The following is a 22,137-nucleotide window of genomic DNA, read 5'->3' as shown; positions in this document are numbered from 1 at the left end:
GACCGGAGGATTTCCGGTGCGGGCGGCGTCATGAAGGGATCCTTCCGCCTCCGATGGCGTTACGAAGGGGCCCTTCCTTACACGTCGATGGCGGCGGCGCTCTCGCCGACGAGCAGGCGGGCGTCGTCGGGCGTGTTGCGCTTCAGCACGGCAAGCGCCACCTGACCCAGCTCGTAGTGCTGCACGGCGGTGCCAACGAAGCCGACCGTCCGGCCGTCGAGCGTCACCGGCGTACCGGCCACCGGCGGCTGGTCGCTCGCCACGCCGTCCAGGTGCAGCAGGACGAGCCGGCGGGGCGGCTTGCCGAGGTTGTGCACCCGGGCGACCGTCTCCTGCCCCCGGTAGCACCCCTTGTCCAGGTGCACTGCCGGGGCGATCAGGTCCACCTCGGCCGGGATCGTCCGGTGGTCGGTGTCCACGCCGGCCCGGGCCCGCTTGGCGGCCACCCGGATCGCCTCGTACGCCCACAGCCCGGCCACCGGGACCCCGGCGCCGCGCAGTTCCGCCACCACCCCGTCCATGGCGGCCCGGGGCACGAGCAGGTCGACGCCGAGCGCCACCCGCCGGGCCCAGCCGCCGACCGGGAGCGGCTTGACGTCGTACACCACGGAGGGCCGCGCGGGCAGCTCGCCGGAACGGAACTTCGGACCCGGCACCGCTGCGACGTCGGGCGCGGCCAGCCCGGTGACACCGAGCGTGTCGAGCGCGCCCTGCGCCTCCGGCCCGACCAGCGACAGCAGCGCGTGGTCGGCGGTGGCGTCGCGCGGGTCGACCCTGCTGAAGAACCGCATCTTCTCCAGGTACGACAGCAGGCCCTCGGTCATCCCCGGCTCGGTGTCGAGCCAGGTGGTCTCGCCGTCGTCGGCGACCATCGCGTGCTGCTCGACGTGCCCGTGCGGGGAGAGCACCAGCAGCTCGGTGCCCTGCCAGGGGGCCAGCGCGGCCAGGTGCTGGCTGGTGAGCGTGTGCAGCCAGCTGATCCGTTCCTCGCCGGGCACCGCGACCACGCCCCGGTGCGAGCGGTCCACCAGGCCCACGCCGGTGGCCAGGAGCCGCTGCTCGCGCATCGGGTCGCCGTAGTGGGCGGCCACCGGGCCTACCCCGGCCGCCCGGTGGGCCGGTTCGGGCTGGTCCCGGGTCTGGTCGTCGATGGCGTCGGTGGTCACCGCGCCCGCGATGTCGATCATGTGCGTTCCCCGTCCTGTGCGCAGCGGCCGCAGACCCCGAAGAGCGCGACGTGCCCGATGTCGACCTGGAACCCGCGCTGCTCGGCCAGCTGGTCGGCGAGCGGGCGGAGCATCTCCGGGGCGATCTCGTCGATCGCCCCGCACTCCCGGCACACCAGGTGCACGTGCTGGTGCTCACCGGCCGCGTGGTAGGTCGGCGAGCCGTGCGACAGGTGCGTGTGCGTGACCAGGCCGAGCCGTTCCAGTAGCTCGAGAGTGCGGTAGATGGTGGTGATGTTGACGCCGGCCGCCACCTCGCGGACCGCGGTGTGCACCTGCTCCGGGGTGGCGTGCCCCAGATCCAGGACCGCCTGGAGCACCAGCTGCCGCTGCGCCGTCAGCCGCAGCCCGCGCGAGCGGAGCATTTCCGCGAGGGAGGATTCGGACACCCTTCGATCATAGTTCGGCCGCCGCGCGGGCCGGTCCGCCGCCGGGGGTACGCCACTACGCTGCGCCAATGGGTACGACACGGGTGGCGGTGCTCGGCCGGGGACTCGTACCGGCGGGTGAGCCGGTGCTGCGCGGCGACGACCGGGGTGTCCTGCACGGCGACGGCCTGTTCGAGACGGTGCACCTGCGCGACGGCCGCCCCTGGCTGCTGGAGCCGCACCTGGCCCGGCTGCGGGCCGGCGCGGCGGCGATCGACCTGCCGCTGCCCCCTGACGCCGGGCTCGTCGAACTGCTGGACGAGGTGCGCGCCGGCTGGCCCGCCCGGACCGAGGGCGCGTTGCGGCTGGTCTGCACGCGGGGGCCGGAGGGCGGCGGGCCACCCACGGTGTACGCCACGCTGGGCGAGGTGCCGGCGTCGGCCCGGGCGGCCCGGCGCACCGGGGTGACTGTGGCCACGCTGCCGCTCGGGGTGGCCGCCCGGTCCCGCCCCGAGCTGGGGTGGCTGCCGAGCGGTGTGAAGTCCACCTCGTACGCGCTCAGCACCGCCGCCCGGCGCTGGGCGCAGCGAACCGGCGTGGACGACGTGCTCTGGGTCTCGACCGACGGCTACGTGCTGGAGGGCCCCACCGCGAACGTGGTGTGGCTGCGCGGCGGCATGCTCTGCACGGTCCCGGCGGCGGAGACCGGCGTGCTGCCCGGCGTGACCGCTCACCACCTGCTGAGCCGGGCGGCCGAGCTGGGCCTGACCGCAGGCGAGCACCTGCCCACGGTGGCCGACCTGCACGAGGCCGAGGCGATCTGGCTGACCAGCTCGCTGCGCGGCCCGGTGGAGGTCACGTCCTTGGACGGAACCCCTTGCCCGGGTTCGCCTCTGACCCCGAGGCTGCAATCTCTCCTGAACTTCCCCCGTCCCCCACTCGGTCGATCATGAAGTTGGCGGCGTTCGTTGTCCGATTCGTCGCCGCCAACCTCATGATCGACGCGATCACACGCAGGGGCAGGGTCAGCCGGCTACCCGGGTGAGGCGGGCGGAGAGGTGCGGGCTCAGGGGCTGGCCCACGGCAGCCATCTCCTGCGCGTAGAGCAGGGCACCCTCGACGATGCCGAACAGCCGGGCACCGGCGGTGACCTCCTTCGCCGTGGCGGTACGCACGACGGCGTCGGTGGCGAACTCGATCTGGGTGCCCTTGCGCTTGCCGATGTGCAGCTCCATCACGCCGGTCGGCGTGGTCATCAGCGCCTCCAGCTCGTCGGTCACCCGCTCACCGTCGAGCACCGGACGCCACCAGCCCACCTCACGACCGGCGGGACGGACCGGACGGCTCTGCTCGTCCAGGATCCACGCCCGCGACTCGTAGAACAGGAACGGCCGGCCGTCGTGGCTGATCCGGATCTCCTGCGCGTAGTCGAAGTCCTCGATCGTCGGGAACCCACCCCGGCCCCGGCCGCGCCATACCCCGACGTACGGCAGCAGGCCGTCCAGGCTCGGATGCAGCTTCGGGCCGACACGCAGGTCGTGGCTCTCCTCGTACGGGTACTCCTCGACCGGCGGCGCGTTCAACCACGGCGGCTGAAGCGGATTCTCACTATTCACAGCGCCACCTTCGTTCGCGACTGCGGGGCTCGCAAAACCGGCTCTCTCCTCGCGCTCACCATTTACCTCTAGCGATTCGCACTGCGACATAGACCAGGCCACCGGCGAGCGCGCCCAGGCCGGCGACCAGCAGGCTGACGAACCCGATCTCGGTAACCATCCGGACCATCCTATGCTGGCGTCATGGCGCGCACTCTCGTCGTCAAGGCCACCGCCGGCGCGGACTCACCGGAACGCTGCGCCCAGGCGTTCACTGTCGCCTCCACCGCAGCCGCAGCCGGGGTGGACGTGTCGCTCTGGCTCACCGGCGAATCCACCTGGTTCGCGCTCCCCGGGCGGGCGGGGACGTTCGAGCTGCCGCACTCCGCGCCGCTCGGCGAACTGCTGCACGTGGTCCTGACCACGGGCCGGGTGACCGCCTGCACCCAGTGCGCGGCCCGGCGGGACATCGGACCGGGCGACGTCATCCCCGGCGTACGCATCGCGGGCGCCGCGGTGTTCGTCGAGGAGGCGATGGCCGAGGGCGCACAGGCGCTCGTCTACTGAGCGATCCGCCCGGGTCGTCCACTCTGACCGGTGAGCCGATCCTGACCCGACATGTCCGGATTACGCCTACCATGTGAACGTGAGTGAGGCGATCCAACAGTTCTTCGCGTCGCTACCGGCGCGCGCCGCGTCGGTGCTGAACAGCCCGATCGGCGGCACGCTCCAGATCGACCTGGCCGACGGCAACCGTACCGAGCACTGGTACGTGCGAATGGCACCCGGATCGGCCCAGGTGAGCCAGGAGGAGCAGGGGCAGGCCGACGGCGTGCTGACCCTCTCCACCGAACTGTTCGAGAAGCTGGTCACCGGCCGGGAGGCCGGCATGGCCGCGGTGCTGCGCAACGAGGCCACGTTCAGCGGGCACGTCGTGCTGTTCCTGGCGTTCCGCCGGTTCCTGCCGGCCCGGCCCGACGTACGGGATCCGCGGGACGCCGCCCGCGAACACGTCCGGCGGCTGGCGTGAAGGACCGGGTCAGCATCCTCGACGGCAACACGTTCCTGGTCAGCGACGATCGCGGCAACATCCAGCCGTCGTACGACTTCCCCACCGGGCTGTTCTCCTTCGACACCCGGTTCCTCTCCACCTGGATCCTCACCCTCGACGGGGAACCCCTGCACGCGCTCTCCATCGACGACTCGCTGTCGTACAAGACGCGGTTCTTCCTGGTCCCCGGCGAGCCGACGCACTATCTGGACGCGAACGTCTCGGTGATCCGCAGCCGGGCGATCGGCGGCAGCCTGGACGAGGAACTGACCCTGCTCAACCACTCCGCGCAGGAGAAGGAGTTCCACCTCCGGCTGAACATCGGCTCCGACTTCGCCGATCTCCTGGAGATCAAGAACAAGCGGCAGAAGAAGGGACGCACCACGCCGACGGTGGAGAAGGACGGCCTGCGGCTGACCTATCGCCGAAAGGCGTTCCACCGCGAGACGCTGGTCATCAGCAGCGCGCCGGCCGAGGTGGACACGGACGGGATGACCTTCCGGATCCGGGTCGCTCCGCACGGTGAGTGGACCACCCGGCTGCACATCGACACGGTCATCTACGGCGCCCGGGGCGAGGACATCCGGGCCATCCTGCCGCTGGGCGGCCAGCGGACGGCAGCCGACATCGAGGCGGAACAGAGCGACCTGATCAGCCGCGCGCCGAAGCTCGGCTGCGACTGCGAGCCGCTGGCCGGGGCGTACCGGCGCAGCCTCAACGACCTGGCCGCCCTCCGGTACGAGTCGATCACGCTCGGCGTCCGGCTGCTCGCCGCCGGCCTGCCCTGGTTCATGACGCTGTTCGGCCGGGACAGCATCTTCACCTCGCTCCAGGTGCTGCCGTTCCTGCCCGAGATGGTCAAGCCCACGATCGTCATGCTCGCCGGTCTCCAGGGCAGCCGGGTCGACGACTTCCGGGACGAGGAGCCCGGCAAGATCCTGCACGAGCTGCGCTACGGCGAGACCGCCGGCTTCGAGGAACAGCCGCACTCGCCGTACTACGGCGCCGCGGACACCACGGCGCTGTTCGTGATCCTGCTCGACGAGTACGAGCGGTGGACCGGTGACGCCGACCTGGTGCGCAAGCTGGAACACGAGACGCGGGCGGCGCTGACCTGGCTGGACACGTACGGTGACCTGCTCGGCACCGGCTACGTCTGGTACATGTCCCGCAACCCGGAGACCGGGCTGCCGAACCAGTGCTGGAAGGACTCGCCGGACGCCATCTCCTACGCCGACGGGCGGATGCCCGAGTTCCCCCGGGCCACGTGCGAACTTCAGGGGTACGCGTACGACGCGAAGCTGCGCGGCGCCCGCCTGGCCCGCACCCACTGGAACGACCCCACGTACGCCGACCGGCTGGAACACGAGGCGGCGGCGCTGAAGGAACGGTTCAACCGCGACTTCTGGATCCCGGACCGGGAGTACTACGCGCTGGCGCTCGACCCGCTGGGCCGGCAGGTGGACGCGCTCACCTCCAACGTAGGCCACCTGCTGTGGAGCGGCATCGTCGACGAGTCCCGCGCCCCCGCCGTCGCCGCCCACCTGCTCGGCCCGCGCCTGTTCTCCGGGTGGGGCGTACGCACGCTCGCCGACGACCAGGGCCGGTACAACCCGGTCGGCTACCACGTCGGCACGGTGTGGCCGTTCGACAACTCGATCATCGCCTGGGGCCTGTGGCGGTACGGCTTCCGCCAGGAGGCCGGCCGGATCTGCGACGCCCTGCTCAGCGCGTCGCACTTCTTCGACGGGCGGCTGCCCGAGGCGTTCGCCGGCTACGAGCGCGCCCTCACCGACTACCCCGTGGAGTACCCGACCGCAGGCAGCCCGCAGGCGTGGTCCGCCGGCACGCCGCTACTGCTGCTCCGGGTGATCCTGGGCCTGGAGCCGCAGGGCGATCACCTGATCATCGACCCGGCCGTGCCGCCCGGGATGGGCCGGGTGGAACTGCTCGACATCCCGGGCCGCTGGGGCCGGGTGGACGCGCTGGGACGCAGCCGGGAGCCGCACGAACAGCCGGCGCCACCGGCACTCACCCTGCCCGGCGGCTGACGTCAGGCCCGGCAGGGCGTGGTGACAGCGACCCGGACCCGCTCACCGGCCCGCTGCGCCAGCACCGCCGGGTCGCCCGGGCGTGCGTACGCGTCGGCCGAGTCCACCACCGGCGCGGCGCCGGCGCCGAACGCGGCGGCCAGCGACCGGTCGGCCGGCACTGCGGCCTCGGACCGGGCCGTGCGGACGGTCCCGCCACCCGGGCAGGGCGCGGCCAGCACCTGCACCGGCCCGGTCGCGCCGCCCCAGCGGCCCAGCGCCGACGCCAGCACGGACGACTCCGCGGCGGCGTCGGCGGACGGGGCCCGGTAGCCGGAGCCCGCCGGGCGGCAGCCGGTGTCGGCGGTGAGCAGCACCCGGCCCGGGCCACCGGCCCGGCCCTCGACCGTGACGAACTCACCCGCGTCGGCGCGCAGCAGCGGCTCGCCGTCGAGCGTCGACACGCCGGCCCGCCAGCCCGACGGCAGCCGGTCGGCGATGCCGCGCAGCACCTCGCGGACGTCGTCGCCGCCGATCGCCACCTCGACGCCGCGCTCCAGCGTCGCGCCGTCGTCCATCGGCGTGATCCGGCAGCCGCGCGCCAGGCGGTCCGGCAGGAGCGCCGGTACGCCCGCGGTGCCGGCCGCGGCGGTCAGTTCACCGATCGCGCGGTCCACCACCGGGCCGGCCTGGTCCAGCGAGCGCTGCTCCTTGACCGTCGGCGCGTCGGTGCGTACCGACCACCAGGTCAGACCGGCGAGCAGCACGGCCCACGCCACAGTGGCGACCGCCAGCCAGCGCAGCCGGCGTCGGCCACCGGGGCCGGGCCGGCCGGGCGGGGTGGGCGGGGCGTAACCCGTCTCGACGGCAGTCACCCGGCAATGGTGTCACGTGTCCGCGAGGCGCCCGGCCGCGCCTCGGCACCCTCGCTCAGACCGGCACCGACCGGCGGGACAGCAGCCACAGCAGGTAGAAGGGGCGCTGCCGCAGCTCGCCGCGGCGGTCGGCGTACTGGTCGGCGGCGAGCACAGCGGAGAAGAAGCCGCCCGCGCCCAGCATGCCGAGCACCGGCGCCAGATGCGCGCCCTCGACCGCCACCAGGGTCGCCGCGACCGTCGCCACCGCCGCGCCGGCGGCCTGTACGGCCGAGCGCCGGGACACCCGGGCGACCTCGGCCCGGGCCGCCCGCACCCCCTCCTGGATCTCCGCGTCGAGCTTCACGAGCTGCACCAGCGCCCGATCCGGATCGGTGTCGACCTCCAGCATCCGGCCCCGCAGGTACGCCTGGGTCGCGGCGAGCGCGTCGCTCTCCTGGGTCACGATGGCGCAGTAGTCCCGCAGCGAGGTGCCCTCCAGCATCGGCAGATCGAGCTGGAGCAGCGGGGTCACCAGTCGCGCCTTCACCGGATCCCCGCTCGGCACGTCGACGACCCGGTGCCCTTTGACGATCAGGTCGAGCGTGCGGTCCGGGTTGTCGCCCATCTCGATCCGGCCCGCTGTGTCGAACAGCGAGGAGGTGGACTGGGCGTCCGGCGCGCGAGACTCCAGGTGGCTGCGGCGGAAGGTCTGCGGGAAGTAGACGAGCTGCCCCAGCTCCAGCAGCGGCGCGCAGTCCCGCAGGTACGCGCCGAGGCGGTCCAGGTCGTCGCATTCGGCGTAGAGCTCGTCGATCCGGATGTCCTCGTACCGGCAGCGCGGGTCGCAGTGATCCGGATCCCTGCCGCACCTCTTGCAGATCTCCCGGTGGGCCAGATAGCAGCGCTCGCCGCCCGGCTGGGAGAGGACCAGCTTGGCCGTGACGAGCGTGGCCCGCTTGGTCAGGAACGACAGGTCGGTGTCGAGGCTGGCCACCGAGACGTCGAACGGGCGCGACCGGCCGGACCCGTCGGCGCGCTGGAGTTCGCGGGCGATCTCCTCGCCCCGGTTGCCGTCGACGAAATCGATCAGATAGCGGCGGGCGTGGGCAGCGGCGTCGTCGGGCACCTGATCCCCCTCCGGCGCGTCCGGGGCGCACCGCCGTCCAGCCTGCCAGCCACTGTCGAGGCGCACAGTCGCCGGAACGGCTCGTGGCCCGCCACCCGGGTGGGGTGGCGGGCCACGATCTACAGCGTGGGTCAGGCGGCGACCGAGACGGTCACCTCGTTGATCCCGCGGGCCGCGGCAACGGCGGTGTCGCCGTTGCCGTGGCGGGACAACGCCCGCAGCGTCCACGAGCCCGGCGCGGCGAAGAACCGGAACTGCCCGGCCGCCGACGTCACCACCTCGGCGGTGAACTCGCCTGTCGAGTCGAGCAGGCGCACGTACGCGCCCGGCACGACCTCACCGGACTCGGCCAGCACGCGGCCGGTGATGACGGTCTCCTTCTCCAGGTCCAGGCTCGCCGGGAGGGGGGCGGACTGGTCCGGCGCGGCGCAGCCGGCGGCAGCCGTCGAGGCGGCGGAGGCGGCGGTCATCAGGCCTCCCCCGGCTCGTCGCCGAGCGCCACCGGCACGCCGACGAGCGAGCCGTACTCGGTCCAGGAACCGTCGTAGTTCTTCACGTTGCGGTGCCCGAGCAGCTCCTGGAGCACGAACCAGCTGTGCGAGGAGCGCTCGCCGATCCGGCAGTACGCGATCGTCTCCTTGCCGTCGTCCAGCCCGGCGTCGGCGTAGATCTTGCGCAGCTCGTCGTCGGACTTGAACGTGCCGTCCTCGTTCGCCGCCTTGGACCACGGGACGCTGATCGCGGTCGGGATGTGACCGGCCCGCTGCGCCTGCTCCTGCGGCAGGTGCGCGGGGGCGAGCAGGCGGCCCGCGTACTCGTCGGGGCTGCGCACGTCAACCAGGTTCTTGGTGCCGATCGCGTCGACCACCTCGTCGCGGAACGCGCGGATCGAGGTGTCCGGCTCCTGCGCGACGTACTGCGTCTTCGGCCGCTCCACCACGTCGGTGACGAGCGGGCGGGCGTCCAGCTCCCACTTCTTGCGACCGCCGTCGAGCAGCTTGACGTCGCCGTGGCCGTAGAGCTTGAAGTACCAGTACGCGTACGCGGCGAACCAGTTGTTGTTGCCGCCGTACAGGATCACGGTGTCGTCGTTGGCGATGCCCCGGTCGGACAGCAGCGCCTCGAACTGGGTCTTGTTGACGAAGTCCCGGCGGATCTGGTCCTGCAGGTCGGTGCGCCAGTCGAGCTTGACGGCGCCGGCGATGTGCCCGGTGTCGTAGGCCGAGGTGTCCTCGTCGACCTCGACGAAGACGACGCCCGGGGCGCCGAGGTTCTTCTCGGCCCACTCGGCCGAGACGAGTGCGGTGTCGCGACTCATCAGATCACTCCCTGGTGAGGATGGTTTGGTGAGCCTGCGCGTGGAGATCGATGTCGATGGTTGTCGCACCACACGCGGACCCTGAGCTAGGAACGGATCACGGGTACGTGCGACGGCGCCGCTGCCGGGCGTTGAGGAGGGGAACCGGGGAAGGTTCGTGGACCCTGGTGGCCGCCGTTCAGGCGGCCGGAGACAGCCCCGCCGTCAGATGACGGGGCGACACAGGCAGGTGGCCACGCGGCACAGGTCGACCGCGCGCCGTTTGGTGAGGTGGGTCCCCATGGGCAGGGAGATTACCAGCCGAGGCGACAGCTGCCACCAGGCCGACCAGCATCCGGGACGGCCGGCCCGCTCCCCGGACCGGCCGCGTGCGGCTTTCAGCCCGCGGAGTTGATGGGCACGTTCGCCGCGTCCGCCGTGACCACCAGGCCCTCCGGCTTCGGCTCCACCTTGCGCAGGTTGAGCTGGAACGGCAGCTCCGGCAGCGGCACGTCGATCGAGATGCCCTGCGCGTACCGGGTCAGCGCGGCCCGGGCCAGCGGCACGTTCGGCAGGCCGTCCGCGGTGAGGTCGTTGAAGCGCAGCGCCACCTTGTTGCCGGCCACCGTGACGTCGGCGGTGCCGTTGACGGTGAGCTTGATGCCGAGGACGTCCACCGGGGCGGTGACGGCGAGCTTGCCGTTGCGCTCGCCCAGCGTCAGCCCGGGACGGTCCAGCAGCTTGGCCAGGCTCTCGTAGGTGACGGTGCCCCGCCCGTCCACGCTCTCGGCCACCACGTCGCCCCGGCCGGAGCGCAGCGTGTCCAGCGAGGCGGTCACGTTGCGCGCGTCCACGTCCAGCTTCGGCACCTCGACCGCGTCGCCCTGCACGTCACCGCGGACGTCGGTGAGCTGGATCGAGATGCGCTCGTACCGGCCGTCGAGCACCTGGGTGAGGAACGGGAAGCCACCCACCTCGACCTGCGGCGCGGCGGACTGCGCGTCCTGCTTGGCGATCTCCTGCCGGACCTGGTCGGCGATGGCGCGCTCGGCCACGCCGGCGGCGACCCGGTCGGCGACCACGAGCAGCCCGGCCAGCACCAGCAGCAGGACGAGGAAGCCGATCAGCACCTTCCGGCCCCGTCGCCGGGGTCGACCCTCCGCCGGATACGCCTCTGCCACGCCGCCTCCCGTCCTCGCCGCCGTCACCGCGCCTCGCGGCGCAACCGTACTTACCCGAGGCGAATCCTCCCCAACCGCGTCACAGGAACAGCACGCACATGGCGTACGCGGCGGGCGCGGCCAGCGCGAACCCGCCCAGCGGGCCCTGCATGTGCCGGGCCACCCACATCGTCGGCGGTTCACCGGCCATCAACCGGCCCGCCTCGGCGTACCCCACGGCGAGGTCGGCCAGGACGGCGGTGGCCGCGCTGACCACCCCGACCAGGGCGGCGCTGGTCGGGGTGAAACCGACCAGGTAGCTGCCGAGCACGGCGCTGGTGAGCGTGCCGAGCATGGCGCCGACGACCACGCCGGCCGCGCCGCGTGGCACCTGCGGGGCGAGCCGGGGCCACGGCGCGACCGCGTCGGTGAGCCGGGCGACGAGCAACGCGACCCCGGCGGCGGTGAGGCAGACAGTGATCGCCTGGGTGCCCTTGGGGATCCGGCTGAGCACGACGAGCGTGGCGAAGGAGACCACGCCGACCACGATGAGCAGGGTGCCGCCGAGCGAGTCGGTCACCCGGACCCGGTCCACCCGCCGGACGAGCTGTCCCAGCACGGCGAGCAGGAGCCCGGCGAGCGCGGCGTAGCCGAGCGGGGCCAGACCGGCGATGTCCGACCGCACGGCGGCGACGTCGGCGATCACCGCCGTCGCGGCGCTGACGAGCGCGACCACGAGCAGCGCGGGCGGCCGCATGGCCATCGTCCAGGCCAGCACGAACAGCAGCTGGACACCGAAGATGATCGCGGCGAACGGCAGCCGGTGCCCCGGGCCGGAGGTCTGCGCGCCGAGCACCAGGCCGACGCCGAGCAGCGCGGCGAAGCCGGCCACGGTGAGCGCCAGCGGGCGGCGGACCGGGACCGGCGGCACCTCCTCCTCGGGCTCCTCGTCGGACTCGTCGTCGGGCCGCCGGCCGGGGCCGCCCTTGCGCAGCCGGCGCGGGCCCTTGCGTTCCGGCCGGTCGCCCTCCTCGTCGGCGGGGCCGGTACGCGGGGTGGGCGGGTAGCCACGGGCGGGGCCGGACGGCCCGGCGGACGGGTCGTCGGCCCACGGTTCACGACCCGTGTCACGCGAGGTGGAGGGAAACACGCCCCGATCGTGCCAGACCCGGGCGGCTCGGCGGAGGTCCCGGTTTCGGCGACGTTAAAACCTGCGCCGCGATCGAGGGCAGAAAGGGCAAACGGTAAATCGCGCGAAGGTGACGGCCGGTCCATCGGTTACGCTCAGGCCGTTACCCGCCCGTCGACGACGCCGGGACCCACGCAAGTTCACAGTGCCGCCCGTAGCCGGGCGTGTCGCTGGTCGCGCGCGGCCGGAAGGCCGCCGGGACGGAGGTGATCGTGGAGCTCCTGCTGCTCGTGACCGCGCGGGCCGGTGAGCCGTCGGCGGTGTTGCCGGCACTCGACCTGCTGCCCCACTCGGTCCGCACCGCACCCCGTGACGTCCGCACGCTGGTCTCCGGCCCGACGCCGGACGCCGTCCTGGTGGACGCCCGCTCCGAGCTGAGCGAGGCGCGGGCCACCTGCCGGATGCTGCACGCCACCGGGCTCGGCGTACCGCTCGTCGCGGTCGTCACCGAGGCGGGCCTGATCGCGCTGAACGCGGACTGGGGCGTCGACGACGTGATCCTGGCCGGCGCCGGGCCGGCCGAGGTGGAGGCGCGGCTGCGGCTCGCGGTGGGCCGGCTCAGCAACGCCACCGCCGGCGCCGGCGGCTCGATCCGGGCCGGCGAGCTGAACATCGACCCGGACACGTACGCCGCCAAGCTGAAGGGCCGGCCGCTCGACCTCACGTACAAGGAGTTCGAGCTGTTGAAGTTCCTGGCCCAGCACCCGGGGCGGGTGTTCACCCGGGACCAGTTGCTGCGTGAGGTCTGGGGCTACGACTACTTCGGCGGCACCCGGACGGTGGACGTGCACGTACGGCGGCTGCGCGCCAAGCTCGGCTCGGAGTACGAGTCGATGATCGGCACCGTCCGCCAGGTCGGCTACAAGTTCGTCGTCCCGCCGTCGCGCTCGCTGCCGGAGCCGGAGGCCGCCCCGCTGCCGGTCTGACCGCCCACGCTCCACCCCGCTAGAGGGCACTTTTCTCGTATGCCCTTTTTGCCCGATCAGTCAGCCATATCCTGGCTGCCGGAATTGTCGGGCTAAGGGGGCGGCGGTGCGTGCGGTGAACACGGGGGCGACGAACGGGCGGTGCCGCTGATGCGGGCCCCGACGCTGCGCGCCGCCGGGCTCGTGACAGTCGTGCTGGCCGGCCTGCTCGGTTCGGCCTTCGTGCTGGGCCGCAGCCTGGTGCCGGACCCGCACCCGTCGGCCGCCGGAGTCGCCACCACGCTCACCGGGCCGCGCTACGGCGAGCAGCCACCCAGCACCGACTTCCCGAGCGGCACGACCAGCCCTCGGCCGAGCCCCGACGCCGCGCCGGACGCCGCCCCCGTCCCACCCGACGGCGACGGCCCGTACGGCGCCCAGGTCGCCACCGGCTCGTCCCGGGTCGCGCTGACCTTCGACGACGGCCCCGATCCCCGCTGGACCCCGCAGGTGCTCGCGCTGCTGGCCCAGTACGGCGTACGGGCGACGTTCTGCGTCGTCGGCGAGAACGTCGAGGCCCACCCCGATCTGGTGCGCTCGATCGTGGCCGAGGGCCACACGCTGTGCAACCACTCCTGGAACCACGACGTCAACCTGGGCAAGCGATCCCCGGCGACGATCCGCGCCGACCTGCTGCGCACGAACGATGCGATCCTGGCCGCCGCGCCCGACGCGCGGATCGCGTACTACCGCCAGCCCGGCGGGGCCTGGACGCCGTCCGTCATGTCCGCCTGCGCCGACCTGAACCTCGCCCCGCTGCACTGGAGCGTGGACCCGTCGGACTGGAAGGCGCCGGGCGCCACCACCATCGAGGCGATGGTCCGCTCGCAGATGGGTCCCGGCGCGATAGTGCTCATGCACGACGCGGGCGGGGACCGGTCCGGCACGGTCAGCGCGTTGCAGCAACTCCTGCCCGAACTGCTGGCCCGGTTCGAGCTGGAGCCGCTGCCCGTCGGCAGCCCGTGACGAGCGCCACCGATCACCGTCGTCGTCGGACGCGAACCACGGCCCGCCGAGCGCTACCGTGACTCAGATGAGCAGCACCGAGCCGACGAGTGGTCCCGCCGCCGACCGGATCGCCGGGGCGGACCGGCTGACGCCGGACGGGATCGACCGGCCGGACCGGCTGACGCCGGACGAGGTCGCCGAGGTGCTCGCGCTGGCCCGCGCCGCCGGTGACGCCGACGGCGCCGACCCGCTCGACGAGCACGTGCTGCTGCGGCTGCGCGACCCCGAGGCGCCCGCCGCGCACCTCACCGCCCGCACCACCGACGGCACCCTCACCGGGTACGCGCACCTCGACACCACCGCCCCGGCCGACGGAGTCGGCGTGGAGATGGTCGTGCACCCCGCGTACCGGCGGCGCGGCTCCGGCCGGGCGCTGGCCCGTGCCGTGGTGGACGCCGCTCCCGGGCCGCTGCGCGCGTGGGCGCACGGTGACCATCCGTCGGCCGCCGCGCTGGCTGTCGACCTGGGTTTCTCCCGGGCGCGGGTGCTCTGGCAGATGCGCCGTCCGCTCACCGCCGAGATGCCGGCGCCGGTCGTACCGGAGGGCGTGACGCTGCGCGCGTTCCGCCCCGGCGAGGACGACGAGGCCTGGCTGGCGGTGAACAACGCCGCCTTCGCCCAGCACCCCGAGCAGGGCAGGTGGACGCTCGACGACCTGCGCGTCCGCATCGCCGAGCCGTGGTTCAACCCCGCCGGGTTCCTGCTCGCCGTCGACTCCGCCACCGGGCGGCTGCTCGGCTTCCACTGGACCAAGGTGCACGAGCGGCAGGGCTCGGCCCGCATCGGCGAGGTGTACGTGCTCGGCGTCGACCCGTCCGCCCACCGGGGCGGGCTGGGCCGGGTGCTCACCGCCGCCGGCCTGACCCACCTGCGCGACGAGCGCGGGCTGGACCGGGTGATGCTCTACGTGGACGAGAGCAACACCGCCGCCGTGGCGCTCTACGAGCGGCTGGGCTTCGCGCACTGGTCCGCGCACGTCAACTACCAGCTCGGCTGAGCGTTCGCCGGCCCTGGAAATTCGCCACAAAGGCGATAGCAGGCTGCTAGTTCACGAAATGGACAACCCCTCCTCAGCGTACGGCCACCTCGTCGGCTGAACGTGTTCACCGCGCGTTCACTTGCGTCCGGCGAACCGTCCACCTGGCCCTCCTACCTTTCGTGTCAGCCGGTCAGCGCCGGCCCCCGGCACTCCGGGCGACCTGACCAAAGACGTGAAGGGAAACCCCTGAAGTGAAGCTCCAGCGGCACGGCGCCATCGCCTGTCTCGCTCTTACCGCGGTTCTCGGTCTCAGCGCCTGCGGCTCGGACAACAACGAGCCGGCCGGCGCCTCCACCGCCGGTTCCGCCGCCGCGGTGGACTGCGCGACGGGCACGCTGAACGCGCAGGGCTCCTCCGCCCAGAAGAACGCCATGGCCGAGTGGATCAAGGTGTACCAGCAGAAGTGCGCCGGCACCACGATCAACTACGAGCCCAGCGGCTCGGGCGCCGGCATCCAGGCCTTCATCGCCGGCACCGCCGACTTCGCCGGCTCGGACTCCCCCCTCAAGCCGGAGGAGCAGCCGCAGGCCGACGCCAAGTGCGTCGGCGGCCAGGCGCTCAACCTGCCGATGGTCATCGGCCCGGTCGCCGTCGTCTACAACGTGGGCGGCGCGGACAACCTCCAGTTCAGCCCGGCCACGCTGGCGAAGATCTTCGCCGGCAAGGTGACCAAGTGGGACGACGCGGCCATCAAGGCCGACAACCCGGACGCCAAGCTGCCGTCGACCGCGATCCAGGCGGTGCACCGCTCCGACGAGTCGGGCACCACCGACAACTTCACCAAGTACCTCTCCAAGACCGCCGAGGCGGACTGGACGCTCGGTAACTCCAAGGCCTGGAAGGCCCCGGGCGGCGTCGGCGCGGCCAAGTCCGACGGTGTGGCCAGCAAGGTCAAGAGCACCGACGGCACCATCAGCTACGTCGAGTGGTCGTACGCCGAGAACTCCGACCTGAAGATGGCGAAGATCCGCAACGGCAACGGCGAGTTCGTCGAGCTGACCGGCGACTCGGCCGGCAAGACCATCGCCGGCGCCAAGTTCGAGGGTCAGGGCAACGACCTGAAGATGTCGATCGACTACAACACCAAGGAGGCCGGGGCGTACCCGATCGTCCTGGCGACCTACGAGATCGTCTGCAGCAAGGGCCTCGCCGCCGACAAGCTGCCGCTGGTCAAGGGCCTGCTCGGCCACGCCGCCAGCGCCGAGGGGCAGAAGGAGCTGGTCGAGCTCGGCTACGCCCCGCTGCCCGAGACCGTCCGCACCAAGGTCGAGGCCGCGGTCAAGAGCCTCTCCTGACGCTCCCGACACCGACACCTCCTCAACGCGAAGCGAGCGAGCAGATGGGTGACACCCCTCAGCGCTCGGCCCACGCCGGCACCGGCGGGAACCCCGTGACCACGAGTCACGAGCGACCCGCCGGTGCCTCGGCGCGTGTGGCCGAGCGCCCCGGTAACCCGGGCCGCCCCGACGGTGGCCTCGGCGGCGGCGGCGCCCTCCCCCGGGCCCGCGCCTTCGGCGCGGAACGGGCGTTCCGCGGTCTGACCCTGGCCGCCGGCACCACGGTCCTGGTGGTCATCGCGGCCATCGCGATCTTCCTGGTCGCCAAGGCCGTCCCGGCGCTGCGAGCGAACACCGAGTCGTTCTGGACGTTCGAGGGCTGGTTCCCGAACGACAACCCGCCGCAGTTCGGCATCGGCGCGCTCGCCTTCGGTACGGTCCTGAGCTCGCTGCTGGCGTTGCTCATGGCGGTGCCGGTCGCGCTGGGCATCGCCCTGTACCTGTCGCACTACGCGCCCCGGCGGCTCGGCAACGCCCTGGGCTTCCTGATCGACCTGCTGGCCGCCGTGCCGAGCGTCGTGTTCGGCCTCTGGGGCCGGGACTACTTCGCCCAGCCGGTCGCCGACCTCTCCGCCTGGCTGAACAGGTACTTCGGCTGGATCCCGATCTTCGGCGACGGCCCGTACGGCAACTCGATCCTGCTCGGCTCGGTGGTGCTCGCCATCATGGTGCTGCCGATCGTCACCTCGCTGTCCCGCGAGGTGTTCCGGCAGACCCCGACCGCCAACGAGGAGGCGGCGCTCGCGCTCGGCGCCACCCGCTGGGAGATGATCCGCACCGCGGTCCTCCCGTACGGGCGGCCCGGCGTCATCGCCGCGGTGATGCTCGGCCTGGGCCGGGCGCTCGGCGAGACCATCGCGCTGGCGCTCACGCTCGGCTCCACGTACGCCATCTCGTTCAACATCCTCCAGAGCGGCGGCAACTCGATCGCCGCCAACATCGCCAACCGGTTCGCCGAGGCGAACGACACAGGCCGGGGCGCACTCATCGCCTCCGGTCTGGTGCTGTTCGCGATCACGCTGATCGTCAACATCACCGCCCGGGCGATCATCCACCGGCGGCGCGAGTTCACGGAGTCGGCCGCATGACCACTACCCTCACCCCCCGCCGCCCGCGCCCGCCGGCCCAGCCGGCCACGCTGCGGGCGAGGCGGCTCCCCGCGTACGCCGCTCCGGCCATCGCCGTCGCGGCCCTGCTGCTCGCGGCGGGCATCGTGTACGGCGCCGGCATCGGCGGCCCGGTCCTGGTCGTGGTGGTCGGCGCGCTGCTCTACCTGGCCGGTCTGTTCGTCGCGGCGAACGCGGTGGAGGGCCGCCGGTCGGCCCGCAACCGCACCTGGAGCGCGCTGATCCACTCCGCGTTCGTGCTGGCGGTGCTGCCGCTGGCCTCGGTGGTCTGGACGCTTGTGAGCAAGGGCTCCGAGCGGCTGGACGCGAACTTCTTCGGTACCTCGATGAACAACATCGGGTCGCGGGACGCAAACGGCGGCGCGTACCACGCGATCGTCGGCACGCTGCAGCAGGTCGGCATCGCGACGCTGATCACGGTGCCGCTCGGTGTGCTCTGCGCGATCTACATCGTCGAGTACGGCCGGGGCCGGTTCGCGTTCACCATCCGCTTCTTCGTGGACGTGATGACCGGCATCCCGTCGATCGTCACCGGCCTGTTCGTGCTGGCCTTCTGGGTGCTGATCGTCTCGCCGTGGTTCAACGACGGCCGGCCGGGCTTCTCCGGCTTCGCCGCCGCGCTGGCGCTGAGCGTGCTGATGCTGCCCACTGTGGTCCGCTCCACCGAGGAGATGCTCCGGCTGGTGCCGGCGCCGCTGCGCGAGGGCGCGTACGCCCTGGGCGTACCGAAGTGGAAGACCATTCTGCGGGTCGTGCTGCCGACCGCGCTGCCCGGCATCGTCACCGGCATCATGCTCGCCGTCGCGCGGGCCGCCGGTGAGACCGCGCCGGTGCTGCTCGTCGCCGGCGGCGGCGCGGCGATCAACTTCAACCCGTTCGAGAACAACCAGTCGTCGCTGGCCCTCTTCGTCTACCAGCAGGCCGGTGAGGCGTCGAAGTACTCGCCGGCACGGGCGTGGACCGCGGCGCTGACCCTTGTCGCTCTCGTCCTCGTCCTCACCGTGGCGGCGAAGCTGCTGTCCCGCCGCAACCGGCTCGGCCGATGAACCCCGGAGGTACCGCCACCATGGCCAAGCGCATCGAAGCCACGAACGTGACCGCCTACTACGGCGGGTTCAAGGCGATCGAGAACATCAACCTGACCGTCGAGCCGAAGACCGTCACCGCCCTGATCGGGCCGTCCGGCTGCGGCAAGTCCACCTTCCTGCGGTCGATCAACCGGATGCACGAGGTGCTGCCCGGCGCCCGGGTCGAGGGCAGCCTCACCATCGACGACCAGGACATCTACGACCGCGACGTGGACGTCACCGCGGTCCGCCGCATGATCGGCATGGTCTTCCAGCGGCCGAACCCGTTCCCCACCATGAGCATCTTCGAGAACGTGGTGGCCGGCCTGCGGCTCAACGGCGTACGGCGCAAGTCGATCCTGGAGGAGGCCGCCGAGCGGGCGCTCCGCTCGGCGAACCTGTGGGACGAGGTGAAGGACCGCCTCGCCAAGCCGGGCGCGGGCCTGTCCGGCGGTCAGCAGCAGCGGCTCTGCATCGCCCGCACCATCGCTGTCGAGCCGCAGGTGGTGCTGATGGACGAACCCTGCTCGGCGCTGGACCCGATCTCCACGCTGGCCATCGAGGACCTGATGTTCCAGCTCAAGGACAAGTTCACCATCATCATCGTCACGCACAACATGCAGCAGGCCGCGCGGGTGTCGGACCGGACCGCCTTCTTCTCGATCGAGAAGACCGGCGACCCGGGCCGCCTCATCGAGTACGACAACACCCAGAAGATCTTCAGCAACCCGAGCCGGAAGAAGACCGAGGACTACATCACCGGCCGCTTCGGCTGAGTCAGCGCAGCAGGAAGCGGGGCTCGGCACCGTCCAGGCCGTCGATGTGGGGCAGGATCGGCGTACCCGGTTCGCGCTCTGCCGCGGCGCGGGCCACGGCGGCGAGGTCGCCCGCGGCGGCGACCTCGGCGAGCGTGACCATGGTCGGCGGCAGCATGGTCAGCTCGCCGGCCTCCGCCCGGGCCAGCGCGTCCGCCGGGCGCAGCCACAGCGTGTGGTCGGCCTCGCCGGAGACGTCCCGGGTCCGCTGCCCCTCGGGCAGCAGGGCGACGAAGAAGTACGTGTCGAAGCGGCGCGGTTCGAACTCCGGGGTGATCCACCGGCTCCACGGCAGCAGCAGGTCGGACCGGAGCGTCAGGCCCCGCCCGGCCAGCAGGTCCGCGAAACCGACCCGCCGTCCCTCCAGGTCCTGGCGGGCCGCCTCCCAGTCGTCGCCGCTCACGTCGCCGACCACGGTGTCCGGGTCCGGCCCGGCGAGCAGTACGCCCGCCTCCTCGAAGACCTCGCGGGCTGCGGCGCACACCACCGCCTGCGCGGCGGACGGGTCGAGCCGGAGCCGCTCCCCCCACACCGCCGGTTCCGGGCCGGCCCACCCGAGGTGCGCCTCCGAGTCGGAGCGGTCCACGCCGCCGCCGGGGAAGGCGTACATGCCGCCGAACGTCATCGCCGCCACCCGGCGGATCATGTAGACCTCGAAGCCGTCGCCGGCCGGGCGGAGCAGCAGCACGGTGGCGGCGACCCGGGGTACGGCGGGCACGGCGCCCTCGGCCTGGAACCGGCGGGCGTGCTCCACCAGGGCGGGGGGTGCGGCGAAGCCGTCGATCGTCATGCGCCGAGCCTAGTTCCCGCCGGGCGGCCCGGCCGGGGGCGGCCGGGCGCGGCCGCACACCGCTCACCAGCACTCCCCGACCACGCCACCTGGTCACGATGCGTAGTTTTCGGCCCGGGCCGCACGAGCGCTGCCTTATGTCCGGTTGAACACCTTTGGACACTCGACGTCAACGAGCAGGCAGGCGGCAGCCATCACGCTGAGCGATCTTCACGCCGTGTAGTCACCATCGAGGGAAGCCCGCCCTCGCGCTGTGCCGAAGCGGTCCCCCAAAAAAGCGCCACGCCGCCCCGCGCCCGCTGGCGTCCTCCGCCGATTGCGGCATGCTCGTCGTGTGACGGATCTCGACAACCAGGCGGGGTACTGGAACTCCACGGGTACGGCGAAGACTTTCGGCCATCCGATCGCACTTCCGTGGCTGGACGGCATCGATCGGCGGGCACGCGTTCTCGACTACGGGTGCGGTTACGGTCGGCTGGCAGGGCTGCTCGTACAACAGGGCTTCGAGAAAGTCGAGGGGGTGGATGTCGCGCCCCGTCTCGTCAGCCGCGCGAAGAACGAGCAACCCGGCGCACAGTTCACGGTTCTCACCGATCCTCCGCACCTCGACCAGCAGGCAGACAGCGTCGACCTGGTGCTGCTGTTCGCGGTGTTGACGTGTATACCCGGCGACGCCGGACAGCGGGAACTGGTGACGGAGCTGCGTCGGGTGCTACGGCCGGGCGGGCTTCTCTATGTCAGTGACCTGTGCCTGCAGGAGGATCACCGCAACCGTTCCCGGTACGAACGGTTCGCAGCGAAGTACGGCACCTACGGGGTCTTCGAGACCGACGACGGGGTGGTGTGCCGACACCACACCACCGATTGGCTGGACCATCTCCTCGGCGATTTCGACCTCGCCGCCGGCCGCGAGGTCGCGGTGGAGACGATGAACGGCCATCCGGCCCTGGCCACTCAACGGTTGATGGTCAAGCCGCATGCCGGAACACCGCAGACCGGACGCAGGGCCCTCGGCACCGCCTGACGTCCCGACGGGTGGATCACCCTGCCGGCCCCGGAGCGGGAAGGGATAGCGTGCCGGGCATGACGCGTTGGGGAATCCTGGCCACCGGAAACATCGCCGCCCGCTTCGCCGAGGATCTGCGGCTGGTGCCGGACGCCGAACTGGTCGCGGTGGGCTCGCGTACCCGGGAGAGCGCCGAGCTGTTCGCGCGCCGGCACGACGTGCCGCGGGCGTACGCCTCGTGGGCGGAACTGGCCGCGGACCCGGACCTGGACGCGATCTACGTGGCCACCCCGCACGCCGCGCACCATGAGGCGGCGCTCGCCTGCCTGGCCGGCGGCAAGGCCGTGCTCGTGGAGAAGCCCTGCACGCTGGACCTGCCGACCACCACCGAACTGGTGGACACGGCGCGCGCCCGAGGTCTGTTCCTCATGGAGGCCATGTGGATGCGGACGAACCCGCTGATCCTGCGCGTGCTGGAGCTGATCCGGGACGGCGCGATCGGTGAGGTGACGCACGTACGGGCGGACTTCGGTGTGGCCGGCCCGTTCCCGCCGGAGCACCGGATGCGGGCCCGCACGCTCGGCGGCGGTGCGCTGCTCGACCTCGGCGTCTACCCGCTGAGCCTGGCCCACCTGGTGCTCGGCGTGCCGCAGCACGTGCAGGCGTGGGCGAAGCTGACCCCGGAGGCGGTGGACGAGAACACCGGCATGGTGCTCGGCTGGGATTCCGGCGCGGTGGCGACGCTCAGTTGCGGCATGGTCGGGGCGACCGCGATCTCCGCGTCGATCACCGGTACGACCGGCCGGATCGACCTGCCCGAGCTGTTCTTCCGGCCCGCGCACGTGGTGCTGCACCGAGCCGGCGCCGAGCCGGAGACGATCCCGGCGGACCTGACCGGCGGCGGCTACCAGTACGAGGCGATCGAGGTGCAGCGCTGCCTGGCGGCCGGACTGACCGAGAGCCCGCTGGTGCCGCACTCCGCCACGCTCGAGGTGATGGGCCTGATCGACGACATCAAGGCCCGGATCGGCGTCTCCTACGCGTGAGGGGTCCCCCGCCACGGCGGCGGGGAACCCCTCGGCGT

25 protein-coding genes are annotated in these 22,137 nt (G+C 72.4%); 13 read left to right on the top strand and 12 right to left on the bottom strand.

Annotated features, from left to right (window positions below; genetic code table 11):
- Positions 1 to 77: 77 nt before the first annotated feature.
- Both ygfZ and AC2CHG_RS02955 read right to left on the bottom strand, forming a co-directional pair.
- Positions 78 to 1,187, bottom strand: coding sequence for a CAF17-like 4Fe-4S cluster assembly/insertion protein YgfZ (ygfZ, locus tag AC2CHG_RS02960; protein WP_484524098.1), 1,110 nt, complete (start codon positions 1,185 to 1,187; stop codon positions 78 to 80).
- Positions 1,184 to 1,591 (bottom strand): Fur family transcriptional regulator, encoded by a 408-nt coding sequence (locus AC2CHG_RS02955; RefSeq protein ID WP_194801998.1) that lies wholly within the window; start codon positions 1,589 to 1,591, stop codon positions 1,184 to 1,186. Before AC2CHG_RS02955 ends, ygfZ begins: the two co-directional genes overlap by 4 nt.
- A 92-nt stretch (positions 1,592 to 1,683) precedes the next feature.
- On the opposite strand from AC2CHG_RS02955, the gene AC2CHG_RS02950 reads away from it, so the two are divergent.
- Complete coding sequence (locus AC2CHG_RS02950; RefSeq protein ID WP_366620264.1) at positions 1,684 to 2,547, top strand: aminotransferase class IV; 864 nt, start codon at positions 1,684 to 1,686, stop codon at positions 2,545 to 2,547.
- A 72-nt stretch (positions 2,548 to 2,619) separates the two neighbouring features.
- Here the strand turns inward: AC2CHG_RS02950 and AC2CHG_RS02945 are convergent, their stop codons facing one another.
- Positions 2,620 to 3,210: a heme-binding beta-barrel domain-containing protein gene (locus tag AC2CHG_RS02945; RefSeq protein ID WP_262013222.1), complete on the bottom strand. Its 591-nt coding sequence runs from the start codon at positions 3,208 to 3,210 to the stop codon at positions 2,620 to 2,622.
- 55 nt (positions 3,211 to 3,265) lie between these two features.
- A complete protein-coding gene (mtfM, locus tag AC2CHG_RS02940) occupies positions 3,266 to 3,370 on the bottom strand; it encodes a small membrane protein MtfM (RefSeq protein ID WP_013288813.1) in 105 nt (34 codons plus the stop codon).
- Positions 3,371 to 3,393: 23 nt separating this feature from the next.
- Here mtfM and AC2CHG_RS02935 point away from each other — a divergent pair, with 23 nt between their 5' ends.
- The 3 genes from AC2CHG_RS02935 (at position 3,394) to AC2CHG_RS02925 (ending at position 6,291) form a co-directional block, all read left to right on the top strand.
- Positions 3,394 to 3,756 (top strand): DsrE family protein, encoded by a 363-nt coding sequence (locus AC2CHG_RS02935; protein WP_366620262.1) that lies wholly within the window; start codon positions 3,394 to 3,396, stop codon positions 3,754 to 3,756.
- Positions 3,757 to 3,829: 73 nt separating this feature from the next.
- The gene (locus AC2CHG_RS02930; RefSeq protein WP_366620260.1) at positions 3,830 to 4,219 is read left to right on the top strand and encodes an SCP2 sterol-binding domain-containing protein; all 390 of its coding nucleotides are present in this window, start codon (positions 3,830 to 3,832) and stop codon (positions 4,217 to 4,219) included.
- Positions 4,216 to 6,291: an amylo-alpha-1,6-glucosidase gene (locus AC2CHG_RS02925; RefSeq protein WP_366620258.1), complete on the top strand. Its 2,076-nt coding sequence runs from the start codon at positions 4,216 to 4,218 to the stop codon at positions 6,289 to 6,291. Before AC2CHG_RS02930 ends, AC2CHG_RS02925 begins: the two co-directional genes overlap by 4 nt.
- A gap of 2 nt (positions 6,292 to 6,293) precedes the next feature.
- Here AC2CHG_RS02925 and AC2CHG_RS02920 read toward each other — a convergent pair whose 3' ends face one another.
- The 7 genes from AC2CHG_RS02920 to AC2CHG_RS02890 all read right to left on the bottom strand — a co-directional run bounded on the left by AC2CHG_RS02920 (position 6,294) and on the right by AC2CHG_RS02890 (position 11,860).
- The gene (locus tag AC2CHG_RS02920; RefSeq protein ID WP_366620256.1) at positions 6,294 to 7,145 is read right to left on the bottom strand and encodes a hypothetical protein; all 852 of its coding nucleotides are present in this window, start codon (positions 7,143 to 7,145) and stop codon (positions 6,294 to 6,296) included.
- Positions 7,146 to 7,200: 55 nt separating this feature from the next.
- The gene (locus AC2CHG_RS02915) at positions 7,201 to 8,253 is read right to left on the bottom strand and encodes a hypothetical protein (protein ID WP_484524097.1); all 1,053 of its coding nucleotides are present in this window, start codon (positions 8,251 to 8,253) and stop codon (positions 7,201 to 7,203) included.
- A gap of 131 nt (positions 8,254 to 8,384) precedes the next feature.
- Positions 8,385 to 8,723: a DUF1416 domain-containing protein gene (locus AC2CHG_RS02910; protein ID WP_135242226.1), complete on the bottom strand. Its 339-nt coding sequence runs from the start codon at positions 8,721 to 8,723 to the stop codon at positions 8,385 to 8,387.
- The gene (locus AC2CHG_RS02905; protein ID WP_194801834.1) at positions 8,723 to 9,571 is read right to left on the bottom strand and encodes a sulfurtransferase; all 849 of its coding nucleotides are present in this window, start codon (positions 9,569 to 9,571) and stop codon (positions 8,723 to 8,725) included. Before AC2CHG_RS02905 ends, AC2CHG_RS02910 begins: the two co-directional genes overlap by 1 nt.
- A gap of 204 nt (positions 9,572 to 9,775) precedes the next feature.
- A complete protein-coding gene (locus tag AC2CHG_RS02900) occupies positions 9,776 to 9,853 on the bottom strand; it encodes an Ms5788A family Cys-rich leader peptide (protein WP_310503780.1) in 78 nt (25 codons plus the stop codon).
- A 95-nt stretch (positions 9,854 to 9,948) separates the two neighbouring features.
- Positions 9,949 to 10,731: an LmeA family phospholipid-binding protein gene (locus AC2CHG_RS02895; RefSeq protein ID WP_030272146.1), complete on the bottom strand. Its 783-nt coding sequence runs from the start codon at positions 10,729 to 10,731 to the stop codon at positions 9,949 to 9,951.
- A gap of 79 nt (positions 10,732 to 10,810) precedes the next feature.
- Entirely contained in the window at positions 10,811 to 11,860 is a 1,050-nt protein-coding gene (locus AC2CHG_RS02890) for a hypothetical protein (RefSeq protein WP_366620251.1), read from the bottom strand.
- Positions 11,861 to 12,105: 245 nt separating this feature from the next.
- Between AC2CHG_RS02890 and AC2CHG_RS02885 the strand changes: the two genes are divergently transcribed.
- The 7 genes from AC2CHG_RS02885 to pstB all read left to right on the top strand — a co-directional run bounded on the left by AC2CHG_RS02885 (position 12,106) and on the right by pstB (position 19,218).
- Entirely contained in the window at positions 12,106 to 12,825 is a 720-nt protein-coding gene (locus AC2CHG_RS02885; protein WP_366620333.1) for a winged helix-turn-helix transcriptional regulator, read from the top strand.
- Positions 12,826 to 12,975: 150 nt separating this feature from the next.
- Positions 12,976 to 13,830 (top strand): polysaccharide deacetylase family protein, encoded by an 855-nt coding sequence (locus AC2CHG_RS02880; RefSeq protein WP_262013230.1) that lies wholly within the window; start codon positions 12,976 to 12,978, stop codon positions 13,828 to 13,830.
- A gap of 67 nt (positions 13,831 to 13,897) precedes the next feature.
- The gene (gene mshD / locus AC2CHG_RS02875; RefSeq protein WP_484524096.1) at positions 13,898 to 14,869 is read left to right on the top strand and encodes a mycothiol synthase; all 972 of its coding nucleotides are present in this window, start codon (positions 13,898 to 13,900) and stop codon (positions 14,867 to 14,869) included.
- Between the two features lie 233 nt (positions 14,870 to 15,102).
- Positions 15,103 to 16,206 (top strand): phosphate ABC transporter substrate-binding protein PstS, encoded by a 1,104-nt coding sequence (gene pstS, locus AC2CHG_RS02870; protein WP_194801838.1) that lies wholly within the window; start codon positions 15,103 to 15,105, stop codon positions 16,204 to 16,206.
- A 44-nt stretch (positions 16,207 to 16,250) separates the two neighbouring features.
- Positions 16,251 to 17,336 (top strand): phosphate ABC transporter permease subunit PstC, encoded by a 1,086-nt coding sequence (gene pstC / locus AC2CHG_RS02865; protein WP_366620246.1) that lies wholly within the window; start codon positions 16,251 to 16,253, stop codon positions 17,334 to 17,336.
- Positions 17,333 to 18,421 carry a phosphate ABC transporter permease PstA gene (pstA, locus tag AC2CHG_RS02860; protein ID WP_484524095.1) on the top strand — a complete coding sequence of 363 codons (1,089 nt, stop codon included), beginning with the start codon at positions 17,333 to 17,335 and terminating at the stop codon, positions 18,419 to 18,421. The genes pstC and pstA overlap by 4 nt, the downstream gene beginning before the upstream one ends.
- Before the next feature lie 20 nt (positions 18,422 to 18,441).
- Entirely contained in the window at positions 18,442 to 19,218 is a 777-nt protein-coding gene (gene pstB, locus AC2CHG_RS02855; RefSeq protein WP_194801841.1) for a phosphate ABC transporter ATP-binding protein PstB, read from the top strand.
- 1 nt (position 19,219) lies between these two features.
- Here the strand turns inward: pstB and AC2CHG_RS02850 are convergent, their stop codons facing one another.
- A complete protein-coding gene (locus AC2CHG_RS02850; RefSeq protein WP_366620242.1) occupies positions 19,220 to 20,047 on the bottom strand; it encodes an NUDIX hydrolase in 828 nt (275 codons plus the stop codon).
- A gap of 334 nt (positions 20,048 to 20,381) precedes the next feature.
- Between AC2CHG_RS02850 and AC2CHG_RS02845 the strand changes: the two genes are divergently transcribed.
- Both AC2CHG_RS02845 and AC2CHG_RS02840 read left to right on the top strand, forming a co-directional pair.
- Positions 20,382 to 21,071, top strand: a complete 690-nt coding sequence (locus AC2CHG_RS02845; RefSeq protein ID WP_484524094.1) for a class I SAM-dependent methyltransferase — start codon at positions 20,382 to 20,384, stop codon at positions 21,069 to 21,071.
- Positions 21,072 to 21,130: 59 nt separating this feature from the next.
- Positions 21,131 to 22,099: a Gfo/Idh/MocA family protein gene (locus AC2CHG_RS02840; RefSeq protein ID WP_194801844.1), complete on the top strand. Its 969-nt coding sequence runs from the start codon at positions 21,131 to 21,133 to the stop codon at positions 22,097 to 22,099.
- Positions 22,100 to 22,137 lie beyond the last annotated feature (38 nt).

Source organism: Micromonospora sp. ATLC20 (assembly GCF_057196585.1).
Note: the sequence above shows the minus strand (reverse complement) of the source record. Positions and strands in the feature narration are given on the sequence as shown.